Genomic DNA, 17544 nt, shown 5'->3' on the forward strand with positions numbered 1-17544 from the left:
CTCCGGTGCATTGCTGAAAAAAAAAGAGTAGCACGCGCGCCATGCCGCGCAACCGCACGCCGCGCCCTGATCCGTACGTTTTTAACGGGCTCTGATCCTTTTCTTCCCGTCTGCGCGAAGGCATCCTTGCGCAATTTTCGTTCCCGCCCCGACCGCCCCGCGTTCCCGCCGCCGGATGCCCGCGCCGCGCGGCGTGCGCGCGTGCACGGACGCGGCTCGGCGGCCTTTCCACGTCACTCCGAAAACGCTCTGTGAAATTGAAGACCCTTGCGGCCGGCATCGCGGCCGCCGCCCTCGTTCACCTTTTTTCCGTCGGCACCGCCGACGCCGCCTGCATCAGCAATCCGCCTGCCCAGTCGAGCGCATCGTTTCCGTCCGCGCTGACCGGCAAGCTCGTGTACCACAGCTACGTCAAGTACGGCGACGGCACGAGCCAGCTTTTCCTGTACGACTTTTCCGCACACACGCTCACGCAGCTCAGCAAGAGCACGTGGGGCATCACCGATCCGATGAACGGCGTGTTCAGCCCGGACGGCAAGTGGCTCGCGTTCATGGGCATCCGCAACGGCGCCTGGAACGTGTTCATGCTGCAGCTCGGCGCCGGCACGCCGCCCGTCGACATGACGCACAGCACGGGCGCGACGCGCAACGAGGATCCGAAGTTCAGCCCCGACGGCAAGACGCTCGTATTCAAACAGAACGGCGACGTGAAGCAGGGCACGCTGTCGTTCACGAGTGCGGGGCCGGTCTTCACGTCGGTCGTGAGCCTGACCAACGCGCCGTCGGGCGCCGAATATTCGATGCCGTATCTGTCGCCGGACGCGACCGCCGTCTACTACGCGACCGGCGCCGGCGCGAACATGGGGCTGATGAAGCGCACGATCGCGACGGGCGCGACCGCCACGTTCGATCATCCGGCCGGACTGCAGACCTACTATCCGATGGTGCGCGCGGACGGCATGGTGTTCTACGCACGCTGGAAGGACAGCGGCGGGCTCGACCAGATCTATGCGAAGAGCGCCGACCCGTCGTCGACGCCGAGCGCACTGTCGATCAACGACTGCGTGAGCAACAACTCCGATCCGGCGCCCGTGAACGGCACGAACTACCTGTTCTTCTCGTCGACGACGGCCGGCGGCTATCAGCTCTACGTCGGCGACGTGACGACCGGCAAGCGCTGGAGTTTGTCGCCGTTCGGCGTGAACGCCGATTCGACGAAGGCGAAGCTCGGCGCGAACTACTACGGCGGCCCGGCCGCGGCGCAGCCGACGCTGCTGTCGCAAGGGCGACCGGCCGCGGCATCGGCGAGCTACAACGCGCAGATGACGCCGGACAAGGCGTTCGACGGCAACACGACGAGCACGCGCTGGGATTCGCCGGAAGGCACGGGCGTCGACCCGCAGTGGATCTCGGTCGATCTCGGCGCGGTGAAGACGATCAACAGCGTCGACCTGTACTGGGACGCGGGCGCGCTCGCCTACCAGATCCAGACGTCGAACGACAACGTGAACTGGACGACGATCTACTCGACGACCAACGGCGTGTCGTACCAGCACGTGACCTTGCCGAACCTCAACGGCCGCGGCCGCTACGTGCGGATGCTCGGCACGAAGCGCGCGACGCAGTGGGGCTACTCGCTGTATCAGATGCAGGTGTGGGGTTCGTGACCCGTGCAGTGCCGGCGCGGCGCGCCGGCAGCCGATGAAAAAAGCGACCTCGGTCGCTTTTTCTACGTCGCGATGCGCGGTTACGTCATGCGTGAATCGCCAGCGTCGGCAGCGCCGGGCCGCCGGGAGGTGTGCCTTGCGCGAGCGGCGCGACCTGCTTGCGGCGCTCGCGCGTCGGGGCGACGCCGAACGCATCGCGATAGCTCTTGCTGAAATGGCACGCGGACTGGAAGCCGCAGGCCATCGTGATGTGCATGATCGACATGTCGGTCTGCAACAGCAGCTCGCGCGCGCGGCGCAGCCGCAGCGTCAGATAGTAGTGCGTCGGCGTCATGCCGAGGTGCTCGCGGAACAGCCGCTGCAGCTGCCGCTGCGACATGTTCGCGAGCCGCGCGAGCTCCTCGCGCGACAGCGGTTCCTCGATATTGTTTTCCATCAGCGAGATCACTTCGAACAGCGACTTGTTCGCCGAGCCGAGGCGCGCGACGAGCGGCATCCGCTGCTGTGCGCTCGTGTCGCGCACGTGTTCGACGATGAACTGCTCGGCGATCTGCGTGACGCGCGCGGTGCCGACGCGTGCGGCGATCAGGTTCAGCATCATGTCGAGCGGCGCGACGCCGCCCGTGCAGGTGATGCGGTCGCGATCGATGACGAACAGTTCCTTCAGGAAGCGCGTGTCGGGAAACTCTTCCTTCAGCGCCGACATGTTTTCCCAGTGAATCGCGCACGCGTAGCCGGCAAGCAGGCCCGACTTCGCGAGCGCATAGGTGCCCGTGCACAGGCTGCCGAGCGGAATGCCGGCACGCGCGAAACGGCGCAGCGCCGACAGATGCGCGGGCGTCGTCGCGCGCTGCACGTCGACGCCGCCGCATACGAACACGATGTCGGGCTGGCCCGCGCATTCGGCCGGACCGGTGTCGACCGTCAGGCCGTTGCTCGCCGTGACCGGACCGCCGTCGGGGCTGATCACCGACCATCGGTACAGAGGCTGACCGCTCAGGTAGTTCGCCATCCGAAGCACCTCGATCGCATTCGTGAACGCGATCATCGTGAAGTTCGGTAAAGGCATGAACGCGAAGTGGGACAGCGACGCTGTACGGTCGGGCGACATGGGGAGCGTTCCTTGAATCTCTAATAGCTTCTGCCCGAGGCACGAATCGGGCTGCAGTATTGTGTGAGCGAGCGCAACAAGCGTGCCATACGGCTAAACCCTAGCTCCATACGTTGTCTGCGTTAAAGCGCGTTGCTGCACTGCACCGAAAGCGTGACGGCGCGCACTGCCGATGCGCGCGCCCGGCACCAGCGGCGTGCCTGTTCATAGGTGAACGGCGAACGTGCTTTTTATTGGCCATCCGAAAAAGCACGACCGATCACTTGTGTAAAACGGACGCGCATGGCGGAAAAGGCAAAGAACGCGTCTAAATTCATCAATCCGCCGAAAATCCGAACGACAAGAATAGAGCCGTCGGCAACCTTGTCTGCAACACGCTTCAAAGCCAGGCAGGGCGGGCCCTTGAGCATCGGTTGCAGCCCTTTATTCTTCGTCACGGACGCACTATGTCGAACACCCAGTCTTTCTTTTCGCAGCCCCTTGCAGAGCGCGACGCGCCGGTGCGCAGCGCCATCCTGAAGGAACTCGAGCGTCAGCAGTCGCAGGTCGAACTGATCGCGTCGGAAAACATCGTGTCGCGCGCCGTGCTCGAGGCGCAAGGCTCGGTGCTCACGAACAAGTATGCGGAAGGCTATCCGGGCAAGCGCTATTACGGTGGCTGCGAGTTCGCGGATGAAGTCGAGGCGCTCGCGATCGACCGCGTGAAGAAGATCTTCAACGCCGGCTATGCGAACGTGCAGCCGCACTCGGGCGCGCAGGCGAACGGCTCGGTGATGCTCGCGCTCGCCAAGCCGGGCGACACGGTGCTCGGGATGTCGCTCGACGCGGGCGGCCACCTGACGCACGGCGCGAAGCCGGCGCTGTCGGGCAAGTGGTTCAACGCGGTCCAGTACGGCGTGAACCGCGACACGATGCGCATCGACTACGACCAGGTCGAGGAACTCGCCCAGCAGCACAAGCCGAGCCTCATCATCGCGGGCTTCTCCGCGTATCCGCGCGCGCTCGACTTCGCGCGCTTCCGTGCGATCGCCGACAGCGTCGGCGCGAAGCTGATGGTCGACATGGCGCACATCGCGGGCGTGATCGCCGCCGGCCGCCATGCGAACCCGGTCGAACACGCGCACGTCGTCACGTCGACCACGCACAAGACGCTGCGCGGCCCGCGCGGCGGCTTCGTGCTGACCAACGACGAAGAGATCGCGAAGAAGATCAACTCGGCCGTGTTCCCCGGCCTGCAGGGCGGCCCGCTGATGCACGTGATCGCCGGCAAGGCGGTCGCGTTCGGCGAAGTGCTGCAGCCGGACTTCAAGACGTACATCGACAACGTGCTCGCCAACGCGCAGGCGCTCGGCGAAGTGCTGAAGGCGGGCGGCGTCGATCTCGTCACGGGCGGCACCGACAACCATCTGCTGCTCGTCGACCTGCGCCCGAAGGGGCTGAAGGGCGCGCAGGTCGAGCAGGCGCTCGAACGTGCCGGCATCACCTGCAACAAGAACGGCATTCCGTTCGACACCGAGAAGCCGACGATCACGTCGGGCATCCGTCTCGGCACGCCGGCCGGCACGACGCGCGGCTTCGGCGTCGCGGAGTTCCGCGAGATCGGCCGCCTGATCCTCGAGGTGTTCGACGCACTGCGCGCGAACCCGGAGGGCGACGCCGCGACCGAGCAGCGCGTGCGCCGCGAAATCTTCGCGCTCTGCGAGCGCTTCCCGATTTACTGACCCACACCGGACGAGACTGGAGCGAGAGACGGATATGAGCACGCTGCATGACGACAGCATCATCATCGACGGCCTGAACATTTCGAAGTTCGAGAAGCCGGTGTTCGAGGACATGCGCAAGGGCGGCATCACGGCCGCGAACTGCACGGTGTCGGTGTGGGAAAACTTCGCGAAGACCGTCGACAACATCGGCGTGATGAAGAAGAAGATCCGCGACAACAGCGAGCTGCTGACGCTGGTGCGCACGACCGACGACATCTTCCGCGCGAAGAAGGAAGGCAAGACGGGGATCATCCTCGGCTTCCAGAACGCGCATGCGTTCGAGGACAACATCGGCTACATCGAGGCGTTCGCCGACATGGGCGTGCGCGTGGTCCAGCTTTGCTACAACACGCAGAACCTCGTCGGCACGGGCTGCTACGAGCGTGACGGCGGGCTCTCGGACTTCGGCCGCGAAGTGATCACCGAGATGAACCGCGTCGGGATCATGGTCGACCTGTCGCACGTCGGAGCGAACACGTCGTCCGAGGCGATCGCGTTCTCGAAGAAGCCGGTGTGCTACTCGCACTGCCTGCCGTCGGGCCTCAAGGAGCATCCGCGCAACAAGAGCGACGCCCAGCTGAAGGAGATCGCCGATGCGGGCGGCTTCGTCGGCGTGACGATGTTCGCACCGTTCCTGAAGCGCGGGATCGAAGCGAACATCGACGACTACATCGAGGCGATCGACTACGTCGTGAACCTGATCGGCGAAGACGCGGTCGGCATCGGCACGGACTTCACGCAGGACTACGCGAAGGAGTTCTTCGACATGCTGACGCACGACAAGGGCCGCTATCGCCAGCTGACGAACTTCGGCAAGGTGATCAACCCCGAAGGCATCCGCACGATCGGCGAATTCCCGAACCTGACCGCGGCGATGGAGCGCCACGGCTGGAAGGAGTCGCGGATCCGCAAGATCATGGGCGAGAACTGGGTGCGCGTGTTCAAGGACGTCTGGGGCGCGTAAGCGCGCACGACGCCGGCCGCCGCCAGCGATTTACACCACAACAACAATCCGGACGTGCCCGCACACAGTGTGCGGGCACGCGGACGATGCCGTGCCTGCGCCTGTGCCGCGCGGCCACTTTTCCTCACGGAGTCACCACGATGCAACCGCAACTGCCGATCGACGTCGATCCCGTTACCGGCGTCTGGACCACCGACGCGCTGCCGATGCTGTACGTGCCGCGCCACTTCTTCACGAACAACCACGTCGCGGTCGAGGAAGCGCTCGGCGTCGAGGCCTATGCCGAGATCCTGTACAAGGCCGGCTACAAGTCCGCTTACCACTGGTGCGACAAGGAAGCCAAGCAGCACGGGATCGCCGGGATGGCCGTGTTCGAGCATTACCTGAAGCGCCTGTCGCAGCGCGGCTGGGGGCTGTTCTCGATCGTCGAGGCCGACCCGGCCACGGCACGCGCGAAGATCGAGCTGCGCCATTCGTCGTTCGTGCTCCAGCAGCCGGGCAAGGAAGGCAAGCTCTGCTACATGTTCGCCGGCTGGTTCGCCGGTGCGATGGACTGGGTGAACGACACGACGCCGGAAGGCAAGGGCGCGCCGCGCGCGCAGTCGAAGGAAGTGCAGTGCGCGGCCGAGCATCACGACCGCTGCATCTTCGAAGTGTCGCCGCTCGCGCATTGATGCACTGAAACAGAACAACACCCGCAACACGAGACATTCGAACGCCAGAGGTCGCCAGCGATGCGTTATCCCCACCTGTTCAAACCCATGCAGCTCAATCAGCTGACGCTGCGTAACCGGATCGTCAGTACCGCGCACGCGGAGGTGTATGCCGAGCCGGGTGGCCTGCCGGGCGACCGCTACATCCGCTACTACGAGGAGAAGGCGAAGGGCGGTGTCGGCCTCGCGATCTGCGGCGGCTCGAGCCCCGTGTCGATCGACAGCCCGCAGGGCTGGTGGAAGTCGGTGAATCTGTCGAACGACAAGATCATCGACCCGCTCACGCGGCTCGCCGACGCGATGCACAAGCACGGCGCGAAGATCATGATCCAGGCGACGCACATGGGCCGCCGCTCGTCGTTCCACGGCGAGCACTGGCCGCATCTGATGTCGCCGTCGGGAGTGCGCGAGCCGGTGCACCGCGGCAACGCGAAGATCATCGAGATCGAGGAGATCCGCCGCATCATCGGCGATTTCGCCGCGGCCGCGAAGCGCGTGCAGGCGGCCGGCATGGACGGCATCGAAATCTCGGCCGCACACCAGCATCTGATCGACCAGTTCTGGAGCCCGCGCTCGAACCACCGCACCGACGAATGGGGCGGCAGCCTGCAGAACCGTCTGCGCTTCGGCATCGAGGTGTTGACGGCCGTGCGCGAAGCGGTCGGCAAGGATTTCTGCGTCGGCCTGCGGATGTGCGGCGACGAATTTCACGAGGACGGCCTGGACCACGAAGCGCTGAAGGAGATTGCGCAGGCGATGGCCGAGACGGGGCTGATCGACTACCTGAGCGTCGTCGGCTCGGGCGGCGATACACACAACACGATCGCGAACTGCATGCCGCCGATGGCGCTGCCGCCGGAGCCGTTCGTGCATCTCGCGGCCGGCATCAAGTCGGTCGTCAAGATTCCGGTGATGCACGCGCAGAGCATCCGCGACGCCGGGCAGGCCGAGCGCCTGCTCGCGAACGGAATGATCGACCTGGTCGGCATGACGCGCGCGCAGATCGCCGATCCGCACATGGTGATCAAGATCCGCGACGGCCGCGAGGACGAGATCAAGCAGTGCGTCGGCGCGAACTACTGCATCGACCGCCAATACAACGGCCTCGACGTGCTCTGCATCCAGAACGCGGCGACCTCGCGCGAAGCGACGATGCCGCACATCATCGAGAAGTCGCGCGGCCCGAAGCGCAAGGTCGTCGTCGTCGGCGCGGGCCCGGCCGGGCTCGAGGCGGCGCGCGTGGCACGCCTGCGCGGCCACGACGTCGTGCTGTTCGAGAAAAACGCGGAAGTCGGCGGCCAGGTGATGATCGCCGCGAAGGCGCCGCAGCGCGAACAGATGTCGGGGATCATCCGCTGGTTCGACATGGAGACGAAGCGCATCGGCGTCGACCGGCGTCTCGGCGTGACGGCCGACGAGAAGATGATCATGGCCGAGAAGCCGGACATCGTCGTGCTCGCGACCGGCGGCTCGAGCTTCACGTGGCAGGTGCCGGCGTGGGGTGTGGCCGAAGGGCTCGCCGTCAGCTCGTGGGACATCCTGACCGGCAAGGTCGAGCCGAAGCAGAACGTGCTGCTGTTCGACGGCGTGAGCACGCATGCGGGCGCGGGCGTCGCCGACTTCATGGCGAGCCGCGGCTCGAAGGTCGAGGTCGTCACGCCCGACGTGAAGGTCGCTGACGACTGCGGCGGCACGACGTTCCCGATCTTCTATCGCCGGCTGTACGCGCTCGGCGTGATCCAGACGCCGAACACGATGCTCGATCGCGTCTACGAGGAAGACGGCAAGAAGATCGCGGTGCTGCGCAACGAATACACCGAGGAACTGGAAGAGCGCGCGGTCGACCAGGTCGTGATCGAGAACGGCTCGTCGCCGAACGACGAGCTCTACTGGAAGCTGAAGCCGGAATCGGTGAACCGCGGCCAGATCGATCCGCACACGCTGTTCGCGGCCGAGCCGCAGCCGTGCCTGTCGGAAGAACTCGGCAACGGCCGCTTCCTGCTGTTCCGTGTCGGCGACTGCATCTCGATGCACAACGTCCACGGTGCGATCTACGACTCGCTGCGTCTCGTGAAGGATTTCTGACGATGAATCCGGCATTCCTGATTACCGCGTTGCTGTGGCTGTCGGTGGCGGGGCTCGCGTTCGCGGTCGCGAAGCGCTCGTCGTACTGGCGTCTCGGGCGGGCCACGGCGCCCGGCGCGTTCGGCGTAGCGAACCTGTTCGCGATTCCGAAGCGCTACTTCGTCGATCTGCACCACGTGGTCGCGCGCGACCCGTACATCGCGAAGACGCACGTCGCGACCGCCGGCGGCGCGATCGCCGCGCTCGCGCTGGTGTTCGTCAACTACGGCCTCGCGATCTATTCGCCGTGGCTCGACAAGCTGATCTTCCTCGCGGCGCTCGCCATGCTCGTCGGCGCGGTGTTCGTGTGGCGTCGCCGCGCGGCGAAGAACGTGCCGGCGCGTCTGTCGCGCGGCCCGTGGAATACGCTGCCGTGGCTGCTCGGTTCGTTCGCGCTCGGCCTCGTGCTGTTCATGCTCGTGCCGACCGGCGCGATGTCCGGCGCGTTCGCCGTGCTCTGCGCGCTGCTGATCGGCGTCGGCGCATTCGCGATGACGGTCGGCGCCGCGAAGGGCGGCCCGATGAAGCACGCGATCGCCGGCCTGCTGCACCTCGCGTTCCATCCGCGCCAGGAGCGTTTCGCCGCATCGCGCGAATCGTTCACGGGCAACGGCACGGCTACGCCGCCGACCGCGCTGAAGCTGCCCGACATCGAGCACGAGGAGTACGGCGTCGCGAAGCCGGTCGAGTTCCGCTGGAATCAACTGCTGAGCTTCGATGCATGCGTGCAGTGCGGCAAGTGCGAAGCCGCGTGCCCCGCGTTCGCCTCGGGCCAGCCGCTGAACCCGAAGAAGCTGATCCAGGATCTCGTCGTCGGCATGGCGGGCGGCACCGATGCCGCCTATGCGGGCAGCCCGACGCCGGGCCTGCCGGTCGGCCAGCATCGCGGCGAACCGAACGGCCCGATCGTGTCGGCGCTGATCGAGGAACAGACGCTGTGGTCGTGCACGACCTGCCGCGCCTGTGTGCAGGAGTGCCCGATGCTGATCGAGCACGTCGACGCGATCGTCGACATGCGCCGCAACCGCACGCTCGTGCACGGCACGGTGCCGGGCAAGGGCCAGGAAGTGCTCGCGAACCTGCGCGAGACGGGCACGATGGGCGGCTACGACACGGCCGCGCGCTACGACTGGTCGGTCGACCTCAATGCGCCGGTCGCGCGTCCCGGCAAGCCGGTCGACGTGCTGTTCGTCGCGGGCGAAGGCGCGTTCGACATGCGCTATCAGCGCACGCTGCGCGCGTTCGTGAAGGTGCTGAACAAGGCGGGCGTCGACTATGCGGTGCTCGGCCCCGACGAAACCGACACGGGCGACGTCGCGCGCCGGCTCGGCGACGAGGCCACGTTCCAGCAGATGGCGAAGCGCCTGATCGGCACGCTCGGCGAGCTGTCGTACAAGCAGATCGTGACGGCCGACCCGCACGTGATGCACAGCCTGCGCAACGAATACCGCGCGCTCGGGCTGCGCGTGACGGTCAAGCATCACACGACCTATCTCGCGGAACTCGCGGACAGCGGCAAGATCGCGCCGAAGGCCGTCGAAGCGCTGCGCGAGAAGCGCACCACGTATCACGATCCGTGCTATCTCGGCCGCTATAACGGCGAGATCGAAGCGCCGCGCAAGCTGCTGAAGACGATCGGCATCCAGGTCGTCGAAATGGAGCGCAACGGCATGCGCGGCCGCTGCTGCGGCGGTGGCGGCGGCGCGCCGCTGACCGACATCCCCGGCAAGCAGCGCATCCCGGACATCCGTATCGCCGACGCGCGCACGGTCGGCGCGGAAGTGGTCGCGGTCGCGTGCCCGAACTGCACGGCGATGCTCGAAGGTGTCGTGGGCCCGCGCCCCGACGTGCTCGACGTGGCCGAACTCGTCGCTGCCTCGCTGGAGTGAATCGATGAACAAGATCAAACGAATCGATCCGCGCCGGCCGTTCATCATCACGGCCGCCGGCCTGAAACGCATCACGCTCGGCGAGGAAGGCAGCGCGGACGCGAGCGCCGCGCAATGGCCGGCCCACGGTCATGCGGCCGCCGCCGCGAAGCCGCGCCGCGCGGTGCAGGACCCGAAGCACGTGATGCTCGTGGTCGCGCATGCCGAACGCGGCTCGCTCGACGACCTGTCGCGCCAGGCGATCGGCGCGGCCGCGCTGCTCGCCGACGCGCAGACCGAAGTCGCGCTGCTCGCCTTCGGCGAACTGAAGGACGACATCGCCGAGCTCGGCGTCGACAAGCTCGTCGAACTCGCGGGCTTCGATCGCCGCGCGTTCGCGCCCGAGAGCGAGCTGCAGGCGCTGCAGGCCTGCGTCGCCGCACTCGCGCCGAAACACGTGTTCGTGCCCGACAACGCGACGGGCGACGGCGATGTCGGCCGCCGCTATGCCGCGGTGGCCGGCGCAAGCGTCGCGACGAACGTCGTCGAGATCGATGCGAAGCACGTCGGCACCTACGTGCATGCGAAGCGCGCGTTCGCGACGCGTGCGCTGCCCGACGTGATCCTGCTCGCGCCGAACGCGGTCGAAGCGAAGCTGCCGTTCGTCGGCGCGGGCGAGCGGCTGGCCGCCGATTTCATCCGGCCGGCCGCCGACGCCGCACAGTCGTATCGCGATCTCGGTCTCGAGGAAATCGACGCCGCGCAGGTCGCGCTCGAGGAAGCGGACTTCATCGTATCGGCCGGCAACGGCGTGACCGACATCGCCGCATTCGAGCGGCTGGCCGGCGCGTTCGGCGCAGCGATCGGCGCAAGCCGCGTCGCGGTCGACAACGGTCACTTCACGCGCGACAAGCAGGTCGGCGCGACGGGCAAGACGGTCGAAGCGAGCGTCTATATCGCGTTCGGGATCTCGGGCGCGGTGCAGCACCTGCAGGGCATCAAGGATTGCCGCCACGTGATCGCGGTCAACCTCGACGGCAGCGCGCCGATCGCGAAGCGCGCGAACTTGACGGTGGTCGGCGACGCGCAGGCGACGATCGCCGCGCTGATCGAACAGGTGCAGGCCGCGCGTGCCGCGCGCGGACAATCGCCGACCGCGGTCGGCGCCCGTGAACCGGAAGGAGTCGCAGCATGAACGCCCCTCGCCAGTTGCAACGCATCGCGGTGCTCGTGTCCGTCGGCCGGCATCCGGTCAGCGGCACCGCGCGCTATAGCCGCAACGATGCGGCCGCGCTCGAACTCGGCCGCGAACTCGCGGAACGGCATCGCGCGCAGCTCGACGTGATTCATGCGGGCGATCCCGCGAATCCCGCTCTTGCCGAATATCTCGCGCTCGGTGCGCGCACGGTCGACGTGCTCGTCTGCGACGACGGCGAAGACGTCGCGCGCGCGCTCGCCGGCCGCGTCGACGGCTACGACCTCGTACTGACCGGCACGCGCGCCGAAGGGGCGTTCGACAGCGGGATGCTGCCGTATCGCGTCGCCGCGGCGCTCGGCTATCCGCTCGTCGGATCGGCCGTCGACGTGTCGGTCGACGGCGGCCGCGCGACGGTGCGGCAATTCTTACCGAAAGGCCTGCGCCGCCGCGTCGATGCCGCGCTGCCGGCCGTCGTCGCGGTCCATCCGCTCGCGAATGCGCAGCCGCGCTACGCGTACGCGCGGCTGCGTGCCGGGACGATTCGTCCGGCGCGCACGGTCACCGGCGCCGACGCCGAAGCGGCCGCATGGAAGGTCGGCCCGATCGAGCGCAAGCCGGTGAAGCTGGCGGCCGCCGAGAAGCGCTCCGGGCATGCCCGGATGCTGTCGGCGACGACGACCGAAAGCCGTGGCGGCAACGTCGTAATTGAGGGGAGTTCGGTCGAAAAAGCACAAGTGATCCTCGCGTATTTGCGCGAGCATCAGCTCATCGACTATTGATTCTGTCGGCAAGAACCCAGGGATGCAAGGAATCCGGAGCAAACGATGAAAGTATCGGCAGACATTCGTGCACTGATCGAGCGACGCAAGGAAGGCCACAGCCTCGAGGCGCCGTTCTACACGAGCGAGGAGATTTTCGCGCTGGACATGGAAGCGATCTTCCGCCAGCACTGGATCCAGGTCGCGGTCGAACCCGACATTCCCGAACCGGGCGATTACGTGACGGTCGAGCTCGGCAGCGATTCGATCCTGATCGTGCGCGACGACGACATGGAGATCCGTGCGTTCCACAACGTGTGCCGTCACCGCGGCGCGCGCCTGTGCAACGAAGACAAGGGTTCGGTCGGCAACATCGTGTGCCCGTACCACAGCTGGACCTACAACCTGACGGGCCAGCTGATGTTCGCCGAGCACATGGGCGAGAAGTTCGACCGCTGCAAGCACAGCCTGAAGCCGGTGCACGTCGAGAACCTCGCGGGCCTGATCTTCATCTGCCTCGCCGAGGAGCCGCCCGCTGATTTCGCGCAGATGCGCGCCGCGATGGAGCCGTATCTGCTGCCGCACGATCTGCCGAACACCAAGATCGCCGCGCAGATCGACATCATCGAGGAAGGCAACTGGAAGCTCACGATGGAGAACAACCGCGAGTGCTATCACTGCGTCGCGAACCACCCGGAGCTGACGATCTCGCTGTACGAATACGGGTTCGGCTATCAACGCTCGGAGGCGAACGCCGAAGGGATGGACGCCTTTGCGGAAACCTGCATCCGCCGCGGCAAGGAATGGGCCGAGATGGGGCTGCCGTCGGTCGAGATCGAGAAGCTGCTCGACGTGACGGGCTTTCGTACGCAGCGACTGCCGCTCGATCGCAGCGGCGAATCGCAGACGCTCGACGCCAAGGTCGCCTCGAAGAAGCTGCTCGGCGAATTCCGCCAGGCCGATCTCGGCGGGCTGTCGTTCTGGACGCAGCCGAACTCGTGGCATCACTTCATGAGCGATCACATCGTGACGTTCTCGGTGATTCCGCTGTCGGCCGGCAAGACGCTCGTGCGCACCAAGTGGCTCGTGCACAAGGATGCGAAGGAAGGCATCGACTACGACGTGAAGAACCTGACGGCCGTGTGGAACGCGACCAACGACCAGGACCGCGCGCTCGTCGAATTCTCGCAGCGCGGCGCGAACAGCAGCGCGTACGAGCCCGGCCCGTATTCGCCGTTCACGGAAGGGCTCGTCGAGAAGTTCTCGGCGTGGTACATCGGCCGGCTCGCCGAAAAGACCGGCGCATAGCGATTAGCGATTTAGCAGCGGAGTCAAACATGATGCGAGATGCGGCCAATTTCGAGCCGACCGACAGCCGGGTCACGCGCCCGGCTTTCTGGAACGCCCTTGCCGAGCGCTGGACGAGCGACGTCGAGGAAACGCTGGTGTGCTGCCACGTGCGGCAGGAAACGCACGACGTGAAGAGCTTCTTCTTCCGTTCGCCGCAGGGCCGCACGTTCTCGTTCGAGCCCGGCCAGTTCATCACGCTCGAACTCGACATCGACGGCGAGACGATCAATCGCTGCTACACGATCTCGTCGTCGCCGACGCGGCCGCACACCATCTCGATCACCGTCAAGCGCGTGCCGGGCGGCAAGGTGTCGAACTGGCTGCACGACAACCTGCAGCCGGGCGCGTCGGTTCGCGTGCTCGGGCCGGCCGGCGAGTTCACCTGCGCGCGGCATCCGGCGCGCAAGTACCTGTTCCTGTCCGCGGGCTCGGGCGTCACGCCGCTGATGTCGATGAGCCGCGCGCATCACGATCTCGCCGAGGATCGCGACATCGTGTTCGTGCACAGCGCACGCACGCCGGACGACATCATCTTCGCGCGCGAGCTCGATCTGATCGCGTCGAACCACACGAATTTCCGCACGTCGTTCGTCGTCGAACGCGTCGGCACGCGCACGAACTGGCCGGGCGTCACGGGCTTCCTGACGCTGCCGCTGCTCAAGCTGATCGCACCGGACTTCATGGAGCGCGAGATCTTCACGTGCGGCCCGGCGCCGTACATGAAGGCCGTGCGCGACCTGCTCGACGAGGCCGGTTTCGACCGCAAGCGCTATCACGAGGAAAGCTTCTCGTTCGAGACGCTCGCGCAGACGGCCAGCGACGAGCTGCTCGCCGAGCTCGCGCCGGTGGCCGACGAGGCCGAAGTCGCGACGAAGCAGTTCACGGTCAGCTTCGCGAAGAGCAACCGCGAGGTGTCGTGCGGCGCCGACCAGCACGTGCTCGATGCGGCGCGCCGCTCGGGCGTTCGGCTGCCGGCCTCGTGCACGCAGGGCATGTGCGGCACCTGCAAGGTGAAGCTCGTGTCGGGGCAGGTCGACATGAAGCACAACGGCGGGATTCGCCAGCGCGAGATCGACCAGGGCATGGTGCTGCTGTGCTGCAGCAAGCCGCTTTCGGATCTCGTCATCGATAAATAACGACCGGCCGCGATGCGACGCGCCGCGTCGCATCCGGACAAGCATCTGTCGGAAAAAAACGCTACCGCGGATTTGTGGTTGAAGAACCTAGAGAGACAACGCGCAGGGTGCGCATATCAAGGAGATCGACCATGAAGCTACTCGGAAAACTGTTGTGGACCGGCGCACTGTCGGCGATGGTGGCGTTGAGTGCATCCGCGCTCGCGGATACGAAACCGACGCTGAAGATCGGCTACGTCGAAGGCTGGGACGACAGCGTCGCGACCTCGAACGTCGCGGCCCGCGTGATCGAGAAGAAGCTCGGCTACCAGGTGCAGCTCGTGCCGGTCGCGGCCGGGATCATGTGGCAGGGCGTTGCGCGCGGCGATCTCGACGCGACGCTGTCGGCCTGGCTGCCGGTCACGCACGGCTCGTACTGGAGCGAATACAAGAGCAAGGTCGTCGACCTCGGCGCGAACTTTCCCGACGCGAAGATCGGCCTGATCGTCCCGGATTACGTGAAGGCGAAGAGCATCGAGGATCTGAACGCCGAAAAGAGCAGTTTCGGCGGCCGCATCGTCGGCATCGACGCCGGTGCGGGCGTGATGCGCAAGACCGACGAAGCGATCAAGAACTACGGGCTCAGCTATACGCTGATGCCGAGCTCGGGCAGCGCGATGACGGCCGAACTGTCGCGCTCGGTCAGCGCGAACAAGCCGGTGATCGTGACGGGCTGGGCGCCGCACTGGATGTTCGCGAAATGGAAGCTGCGCTTCCTCGAGGATCCGAAGAAGGTGTTCGGCGGCGCCGAGCACGTCGACAGTGTCGTGAATCCGCAGCTCGAAACGAAGGCGAAGCCGGTCGTTGCCTTCCTGAAGAAATTCCAGTGGAAGCCGGGCGAGATCGACAGCGTGATGCTCGCGATCCAGAACGGCTCGAAGCCGGAAGCGGCCGCCGACGCGTGGATCGCCGCGCATGCCGACCGCGTCAATGCATGGACGGAAGGCGCGCAGTAAACGGCTGACGATTCGTCAGCCGAAACATCAAAACAATACGCCGGGAATGGCGAGCAGGAATCCGAAACAATCGCGATGACCTGCTCCCATATCCCGGAATTTTTTTACCGATTCTGCAAGAAAGTGCGTATGTTGTTACACTACGGCGCTTGTGCGGAGTCATCACAGGAGGATTTGGATGAGTCAAGCAGGACTGCGTGCAAGCCGCACCAGTGATGTCGAGGCAACCATCTCACATGATTCGACAGGCCATACGCTGCATCGTGGCCTGACATGGAAGGACGCATTTTGGGTGACGAGCGGCGTGCCGGCAGGCGTGCTGTTCACGATCGGCGGCGTATGTGCGACGATCGGCCAGCCCGCGTGGGCGATCTGGATCGCCGCGATCACGATGGGGCTGATTCAAAGCGCGACTTATGCGGAAATATCGGGGCTATTTCCTCATAAATCGGGCGGCGCGTCGGTATACGGCGCGATCGGTTGGGTTCGCTACAGCAAGCTGATTGCCCCGGTTTCCGTGTGGTGCAACTGGCTCGCATGGTCTCCGATGCTTGCGCTCGGCTGCGGTCTCGCCGCGAGCTATGCGCTCACGAGTCTCTTTCCCGCCGATGCAGCGGTGCTGCACTGGCAGTTCAAGGTTGCGGATCTCGGTTTCATCAAGCCGGGTCTGTCATTGCGGATCAACGCGACGTTCATCATCGCGACGATCCTGCTTCTGATCACGTTCAAGCTTCAGCACAGCGGTGCGTCGAAAGCCGCGCGCACGCAGCGCATTCTCGGCATCGCGTCGCTGACGCCGCTGCTGATCGTCGGCATCGTGCCGTTCGTCACCGGCGACGTGCCGATGTCGAACCTGCTCCCGCTGCTGCCGCTCGGCCACGACGCGCACGGCAATCTGACGGCCGCGACCTTCGGTACGTGGAACGGGCAGGGCGTCGTGATGGCGCTCGGCGCGATGTTCATGGCGGGCTGGGCGTCGTACGGTTTCGAGACGGCCGTCTGCTATACGCGCGAATTCCGCGATCCGCGTCGCGATACCGCAAAGGCGATCTTCTGGTCGGGCGCGCTGTGTCTCGTCGTGATGACGCTCGTGCCGATGGCGTTCCAGGGCGCGCTCGGCACGCAGGCGATGCTCGATCCGGCGATCGGCGACGGCACCGGCGTCGCGGCCGCGATGGCGAGGATCGTCGGCGGCGGCGCGTGGGTCGCGAATGCGGTCGTCGTGATGCTGATGCTGTCGATCCTGCTGATCGTGATGACGTCGATGATGGGCTCGTCGCGCACGCTCTATCAGGCATCGGTCGACGGCTGGCTGCCGAAATTCCTGTCGCACGTGAACGAGCACGGCGCGCCGACGCGCGCGATGTGGACCGACCTCGGTTTCAACCTCGTGTTGCTGATGATGTCGGACTACATGACGGTGCTGTCGATCTCGAACGTCTGCTACATGCTGTTCGTGTTCCTGAATTTGCAGTCGGGCTGGATCCACCGGATGGATCGCGGCAGCTGGGATCGTCCGTTCCGTTGCCCGACGTGGCTGCTCGTCGCGGGCTCGATCTGCGGGTATGCGAACCTCGTGTATGTCGGCGCAGGCGCGAATCTGCAAGGCGAAGGCACGCTGCGCAACGGGCTGATCGCGATGCTGCTGATCGTGCCGGTGTTCGTGTATCGCCACTACTGGCAGGATCGCGGGCGCTTTCCCGCCCAGATGCAGCGCGACATGGAACTCGAGGTGCCGAAGCGCAGCGTGTGGCTGAATCTCGCGCCGTATGCGGCGCTGGTCGGCGCGGCGCTGACGATCTGGTTGTCGTATTACTTTGCCTGGGTGAAGTGAGCGGCTGAGGTCGCGGTCGTCGCAACGACACGCTGTCCGCAACGAAGCCCGGTCGGCCCATGC

14 protein-coding genes are annotated in these 17544 nt (G+C 65.8%); 12 read left to right on the forward strand and 2 right to left on the reverse strand.

Going from position 1 to position 17544, the window contains the following annotated elements:
* Window positions 1–251: 251 nt before the first annotated feature.
* Complete coding sequence (locus ACSHSS_RS07240; RefSeq protein WP_006417011.1) at window positions 252–1667, forward strand: discoidin domain-containing protein; 1416 nt, start codon at window positions 252–254, stop codon at window positions 1665–1667.
* 85 nt (window positions 1668–1752) lie between these two features.
* Here ACSHSS_RS07240 and ACSHSS_RS07245 read toward each other — a convergent pair whose 3' ends face one another.
* Window positions 1753–2778: a GlxA family transcriptional regulator gene (locus ACSHSS_RS07245; RefSeq protein ID WP_006417027.1), complete on the reverse strand. Its 1026-nt coding sequence runs from the start codon at window positions 2776–2778 to the stop codon at window positions 1753–1755.
* Between the two features lie 230 nt (window positions 2779–3008).
* Window positions 3009–3215, reverse strand: a complete 207-nt coding sequence (locus ACSHSS_RS07250; protein ID WP_223852685.1) for a hypothetical protein — start codon at window positions 3213–3215, stop codon at window positions 3009–3011.
* A gap of 9 nt (window positions 3216–3224) precedes the next feature.
* On the opposite strand from ACSHSS_RS07250, the gene ACSHSS_RS07255 reads away from it, so the two are divergent.
* From ACSHSS_RS07255 to ACSHSS_RS07305, 11 genes are all read left to right on the forward strand, one after another.
* A complete protein-coding gene (locus tag ACSHSS_RS07255) occupies window positions 3225–4499 on the forward strand; it encodes a serine hydroxymethyltransferase (RefSeq protein ID WP_006417023.1) in 1275 nt (424 codons plus the stop codon).
* A gap of 34 nt (window positions 4500–4533) precedes the next feature.
* A complete protein-coding gene (locus tag ACSHSS_RS07260) occupies window positions 4534–5505 on the forward strand; it encodes a dipeptidase (protein WP_006396360.1) in 972 nt (323 codons plus the stop codon).
* Between the two features lie 140 nt (window positions 5506–5645).
* Window positions 5646–6179, forward strand: coding sequence for a DUF5943 domain-containing protein (locus ACSHSS_RS07265; RefSeq protein WP_006396361.1), 534 nt, complete (start codon window positions 5646–5648; stop codon window positions 6177–6179).
* 60 nt (window positions 6180–6239) lie between these two features.
* Window positions 6240–8303, forward strand: a complete 2064-nt coding sequence (locus ACSHSS_RS07270; protein ID WP_006396362.1) for an NADH:flavin oxidoreductase — start codon at window positions 6240–6242, stop codon at window positions 8301–8303.
* A gap of 2 nt (window positions 8304–8305) precedes the next feature.
* The gene (locus tag ACSHSS_RS07275; protein ID WP_006409141.1) at window positions 8306–10231 is read left to right on the forward strand and encodes a (Fe-S)-binding protein; all 1926 of its coding nucleotides are present in this window, start codon (window positions 8306–8308) and stop codon (window positions 10229–10231) included.
* Between the two features lie 4 nt (window positions 10232–10235).
* Window positions 10236–11405 (forward strand): electron transfer flavoprotein subunit alpha/FixB family protein, encoded by a 1170-nt coding sequence (locus ACSHSS_RS07280; RefSeq protein ID WP_445544773.1) that lies wholly within the window; start codon window positions 10236–10238, stop codon window positions 11403–11405.
* Window positions 11402–12187, forward strand: coding sequence for an electron transfer flavoprotein subunit beta/FixA family protein (locus ACSHSS_RS07285; protein ID WP_059842704.1), 786 nt, complete (start codon window positions 11402–11404; stop codon window positions 12185–12187). The genes ACSHSS_RS07280 and ACSHSS_RS07285 overlap by 4 nt, the downstream gene beginning before the upstream one ends.
* A gap of 45 nt (window positions 12188–12232) precedes the next feature.
* Window positions 12233–13474 (forward strand): aromatic ring-hydroxylating oxygenase subunit alpha, encoded by a 1242-nt coding sequence (locus ACSHSS_RS07290; RefSeq protein WP_006396366.1) that lies wholly within the window; start codon window positions 12233–12235, stop codon window positions 13472–13474.
* Window positions 13475–13503: 29 nt separating this feature from the next.
* Entirely contained in the window at window positions 13504–14652 is a 1149-nt protein-coding gene (locus ACSHSS_RS07295; protein WP_035955563.1) for a hybrid-cluster NAD(P)-dependent oxidoreductase, read from the forward strand.
* Window positions 14653–14783: 131 nt separating this feature from the next.
* Window positions 14784–15647: a glycine betaine ABC transporter substrate-binding protein gene (locus ACSHSS_RS07300; RefSeq protein ID WP_006417001.1), complete on the forward strand. Its 864-nt coding sequence runs from the start codon at window positions 14784–14786 to the stop codon at window positions 15645–15647.
* 178 nt (window positions 15648–15825) lie between these two features.
* Window positions 15826–17481 carry an APC family permease gene (locus ACSHSS_RS07305; protein ID WP_035955561.1) on the forward strand — a complete coding sequence of 552 codons (1656 nt, stop codon included), beginning with the start codon at window positions 15826–15828 and terminating at the stop codon, window positions 17479–17481.
* Window positions 17482–17544: the final 63 nt, after the last annotated feature.

The organism is Burkholderia sp. BC1, from assembly GCF_052683555.1.

Coding starts and splice junctions, on each gene's coding strand:
- ACSHSS_RS07245 (WP_006417027.1), bottom strand. CDS start 2,778: ATGTCGCCCGACCGTACAGCGTCGCTGTCCCACTTCGCGTTCATGCCT.
- ACSHSS_RS07255 (WP_006417023.1), top strand. CDS start 3,225: ATGTCGAACACCCAGTCTTTCTTTTCGCAGCCCCTTGCAGAGCGCGAC.
- ACSHSS_RS07260 (WP_006396360.1), top strand. CDS start 4,534: ATGAGCACGCTGCATGACGACAGCATCATCATCGACGGCCTGAACATT.
- ACSHSS_RS07265 (WP_006396361.1), top strand. CDS start 5,646: ATGCAACCGCAACTGCCGATCGACGTCGATCCCGTTACCGGCGTCTGG.
- ACSHSS_RS07270 (WP_006396362.1), top strand. CDS start 6,240: ATGCGTTATCCCCACCTGTTCAAACCCATGCAGCTCAATCAGCTGACG.
- ACSHSS_RS07275 (WP_006409141.1), top strand. CDS start 8,306: ATGAATCCGGCATTCCTGATTACCGCGTTGCTGTGGCTGTCGGTGGCG.
- ACSHSS_RS07280 (WP_445544773.1), top strand. CDS start 10,236: ATGAACAAGATCAAACGAATCGATCCGCGCCGGCCGTTCATCATCACG.
- ACSHSS_RS07285 (WP_059842704.1), top strand. CDS start 11,402: ATGAACGCCCCTCGCCAGTTGCAACGCATCGCGGTGCTCGTGTCCGTC.
- ACSHSS_RS07290 (WP_006396366.1), top strand. CDS start 12,233: ATGAAAGTATCGGCAGACATTCGTGCACTGATCGAGCGACGCAAGGAA.
- ACSHSS_RS07295 (WP_035955563.1), top strand. CDS start 13,504: ATGATGCGAGATGCGGCCAATTTCGAGCCGACCGACAGCCGGGTCACG.
- ACSHSS_RS07300 (WP_006417001.1), top strand. CDS start 14,784: ATGAAGCTACTCGGAAAACTGTTGTGGACCGGCGCACTGTCGGCGATG.
- ACSHSS_RS07305 (WP_035955561.1), top strand. CDS start 15,826: ATGAGTCAAGCAGGACTGCGTGCAAGCCGCACCAGTGATGTCGAGGCA.